The sequence below is a fragment of the Flavobacteriales bacterium genome, from assembly GCA_013001705.1.
In the GTDB taxonomy this organism is placed as follows: domain Bacteria; phylum Bacteroidota; class Bacteroidia; order Flavobacteriales_D; family JABDKJ01; genus JABDLZ01.
On the sequence record JABDLZ010000219.1, the window covers coordinates 1 to 4,257 of the forward strand.

The 4,257-nt window shown below is 49.5% G+C and carries 4 protein-coding genes; all 4 read left to right on the forward strand.

The features are described 5' to 3' along the window. Window positions 1-768, forward strand: a 768-nt coding sequence (locus tag HKN79_08950; protein ID NNC83693.1) for a CHAT domain-containing protein, incomplete at its 5' end; no start/stop codon positions are given. A 30-nt stretch (window positions 769-798) separates the two neighbouring features. Beyond that, window positions 799-969: a YqaE/Pmp3 family membrane protein gene (locus HKN79_08955; GenBank protein ID NNC83694.1), complete on the forward strand. Its 171-nt coding sequence runs from the start codon at window positions 799-801 to the stop codon at window positions 967-969. Between the two features lie 603 nt (window positions 970-1,572). Next, window positions 1,573-3,738: a T9SS type A sorting domain-containing protein gene (locus HKN79_08960; protein ID NNC83695.1), complete on the forward strand. Its 2,166-nt coding sequence runs from the start codon at window positions 1,573-1,575 to the stop codon at window positions 3,736-3,738. Between the two features lie 40 nt (window positions 3,739-3,778). Then, on the forward strand, window positions 3,779-4,257 hold a 479-nt coding region (locus HKN79_08965; protein NNC83696.1), incomplete at its 3' end, for a superoxide dismutase.

The window sequence follows — 4,257 nt, forward strand, 5'->3', positions numbered from 1 at the left end:
GCTCTTGCCATGGCGCCAGGCTTTGAAGATGCGTTGAAAGATGCCTATCTGAACTCGGTCAGTGATTCGTCCCAAGTGGACCAGGGCTTTCTTCATCAGATCCAACAACCATTTGCCATGAAGACCGCACATGCCCTCGGAGGTCTGCTACAAGCTGAGGTCAAGGTGGGTGAAGAAGCCAATGAATCGGAGTTCAAACAACATGCTGCGCAGTACGAGGTGATCCACCTGGGTACCCATACTCAGATAAACAATGTATCTCCCCTCTATTCCAAATTGATATTGAGTAAATCGAGCAATGAAGACGGATATCTGCATGCCTATGAGCTGTACGATATGCAACTACAGGCAGAGCTCGCTGTACTCACCGCCTGTCAGACAGGAGTCGGTCAGCAGGAGAGCTCGGAAGGAGTCATCTCGTTGGCACATAGTTTCGCCTATGCGGGTTGTCCATCCATCATCATGTCACTGTGGGATGTTGATGAACAGAGCACAGCCATCATCACGGAAGCATTCTATCGTCAATTGGCTGATGGTCGGTCCAAGAACAGAGCTTTAAGAGACGCCAAACTAGCATGGATCAAAAGCCACGACAATGAGCAGAATGCCCCGTACTACTGGGCTGGGCTGGTGTTAATGGGAGACCCGGATCCTATTGAAATGGCTACAGGATTCCCATGGGGCTTTGTGCTCATTGGCCTGGGACTTCTATTGGCGGTCATCCTTTTCACCCTTATGAGCAGAGGCAATCGGACATTTACGGATTGAGTATATTCAATCGCTAAAAAATCAATTCCTATGTCTGTTTGGAGAGTCATCCTATCTATCCTCTTCCCTCCCTTGGCCGTATATGACCAAGGCTGCGGCTCTATTTTGATCGTACTACTATTGACTTTATTGGGTTGGATTCCTGGAGTCATTGCCGCTCTGGTCATCCTGAACGGAGATAAAGGCAAGTCGAGGTCCTGACCTTGGTGGGACTGAGACCCTGCTGAAAATACATCTGATATTCAGGGTCTTGAAGGACCTCGGAAGTCAATCACCTTTTCTTCAAGATGAACTTCTTAAGCACGCTGAAATTGTCTAAATTAGGTCTAGCTAACCAGAACCATCGATGTCGCCCCTCCTCTTTCGAATTCATAATTCTTTGGTATACAGGTATTTGCCCAAGGTAAGAAAGCCACTCGGTGGTCTTCATTTGCTAGCCAGGTACATAGTGATTCTTAGTTTGCTCATGAGTATTCCTCTGGTAGGTTTTACGACCGAATCCCTAGACACATACCTTGAGCAGAGAAGTTATAGCTACAAATTCAGGATCGAGGGACTGTTCTCGAAACAAGAAGCAAAACCCCTCTTATTTGAGTTCAAGGACTGGGAGGAGACGCTTCATGTTGATTATTTCGAATCTTGCTCGTGTTTCAAATTGACAAGCTCTCATCCATTGTCATACACTCTTCTGAATGCATTCATCAGTGAGAGAAGTCATCAACTAGAGGGTGAAGTCATGCAAGGGGACGGAACACCGCTACTCCCTGAGCTCATTCCAGATCTAGAGATCGAGTGAGATGCTTGTTGACCATATGTGCATTACAGATCCTCATTACACTTGATGGGCAGGACTTCAGTGTCACCGCCCCTTATACCAGCCCCACTCGGAGCACATGCGGTGCTAGCAATGATTGCGCACTCGAGACCTCTGAAGACCACCAATATGCAGTGACCATTGCCACGGCCGGTGACTGGACTTTCTCCCTATGTGGCGCAACATATGACACTCGGATATATGTCGGAACCCTTTTATGTTCCGGAGACCTTGCTTTCAACGATGACGCCTGTGGACTTCAATCGGAGGTCACGCTTACCCTTGTCCCAGGAATCTATCACGTGACCGTAGAAGGATGGTTCGGGAACTGCGGAGACTATGTACTGGATATCTACACAACCGCACCTGTTGGGCCGGAAGACCTCTGTGTGGGAGCCTTGAACATCAATTGCGGAGATGTGGTCAATGGAAATACCAGCACTGCTACGACCGATACAGCACCAACTTGCGGCACTACGGATGGGGCACCTGGAGTGTGGTATACTTTCACAGGCACAGGCCAGCAGATCACCGCCTCTCTATGCGGTAGCTCCTACGACACCAAGATCAGGGTCTTCACAGGAAACTGTTCCGCTTTGGTATGTGAAGTTGGGAATGATGACTTCTGTGGAACCCAATCAGAAGTCAGTTTCAATTCCATTCTAGGGACTACCTACTACATACTCGTGCATGGATTCGGAACGGCCAGCGGAGCCTATACGCTCAGCCTGACCTGTGCCACACCTCCTGGCCCTGAAGACGATTGTGTTGGAGCCCAGACCATTCTGTGTGGAGACGTGCTCACCGGGAACACCTCGAACTACACGACCGATGTACAGCCCTTCTGCGGTACCGCAGATGGCAGTGGTGGAGGACTGTGGTATGAATTCACTGGTACGGGTGATTTCGTCACAGCCTCGCTTTGTGGGAGTACCTACGACACCCGCATCCGTGTATTTGAGGGGAATTGCTCCGCTTTGGTCTGCGTAGTTGGCAATGACGACTTCTGCGGCCTTCAATCAGAGGTCTCTTTCCTGTCGGTTGCAGGCACGAGCTATTTCATCTTGGTCCATGGATTCGGATCATCAGCGGGAGATTATACCATCAGCCTTACGTGTGGTGCACCTCCAACTCCTGGACCCGAAGATTGCGCAGGTGCAAGCACAGTGTGTAACTCTGCGACCTTTACCGGGAACAGCTCGGGATCGGGAGCAGTTGATGATGTGGATTTCTCGAATGCAGATTGTCTCAGTGTAGAACATCAATCCTCTTGGTATTTCTTCCAAGCGCAGACTGCAGGGACCATCGCCTTTGAGATTGTTACTGCCATCGACTATGATTTCGCGGTCTGGGGACCGTATTCAGGCACTCCTAGCTGTTCTCCGGCTGGGCTTCCGATACGATGTTCGTGGTCTGCAGCCTATGGCAGCACAGGACTTCAAGCTGGGTCAGGGGACACCTCTGAAGGAGCAGGTGGGGATGCATGGCTAGAACCTATCATCGCCAATGTAGGAGATACCTATATACTCTGTATCGACAATTTCACTTCAGATAATACCTCCTTCGACCTCAATTGGAACCTTTCCAATGGAGCTACATTGGACTGCACTCCCCTACCTATCGAACTACTACGGTTCGAAGGCTATGCGGAAGAAGGAAGGGCGATTTTGGAATGGGCTACTGCAGGCGAGGTGAACAATGACTATTTCTCCTTAGAACGAAGTCGTGATGGAATCAATTTCACTGTCATAGGCACTACTCCAGGAGCCGGAAACAGCAGCGCACTCTTGGAGTATAGTTTCATCGACCGCCAGGCGGAACTTGGGCCGAACTACTACAGACTCAAACAGACCGATTATGACGGAACGAATTCAACATCTCCGGTCATTGTGGTCTATATATCCCCTTCTTCGGATAACGCTTCGATCCAGCTCTATCCGAATCCGGTGAAGGACGGACTACATGTGATCTGGGATAGTCGAGCAGCATCGCAAGGTGTGCTCTCTATCAAGGATATCGCAGGTCATGAAATACTCAACAGCGAAGAGATGGTCGGACATCGGATCATCGATGTCACCGGTCTGGATAAAGGAGTCTACATTTTACAACTCACCACAGACTTCGGTGCGATTGTCGAGCACTTCATCAAGGAGTAGTAGAGCGTATGTTATATTTGTTTGAATCAGGGTATCAGATATGAAGAGAAGGAAATTCATCAGAACATCAGGGTCATTGGTCGCAGGAACGGGATTGATCGGATTGTCAGCTTGTGGCAGCGGTTCTAGCACCTCGGTCGAAACAACGGATACAGCAGCTGGATCAGGATCGGTAGTCACTCCTTTTGAACTGCCTGCTCTCCCCTATGCCTATGATGCCCTCGAACCCAATATCGATGCGCGTACCATGACCATACATCATGATAAGCATCATGCGGGTTATGTGAAGAAACTGAATAAGGCTCTAGAAACACATCCAGCCGCTGGCGCAGGTCTGGTGGAATTGATTACGAACGTCACGGATAATGATGCTGACACTGGTATCAGGAATAACGGAGGCGGACACTTCAACCATAGTATGTATTGGGAAGTGATGGCTCCAGGGGGGCCAGAAGCTCCAAGTGGTGAATTAGGCGATGCCATTACTGCTGCCTTCGGATCGATGGAGGAATTCATGAC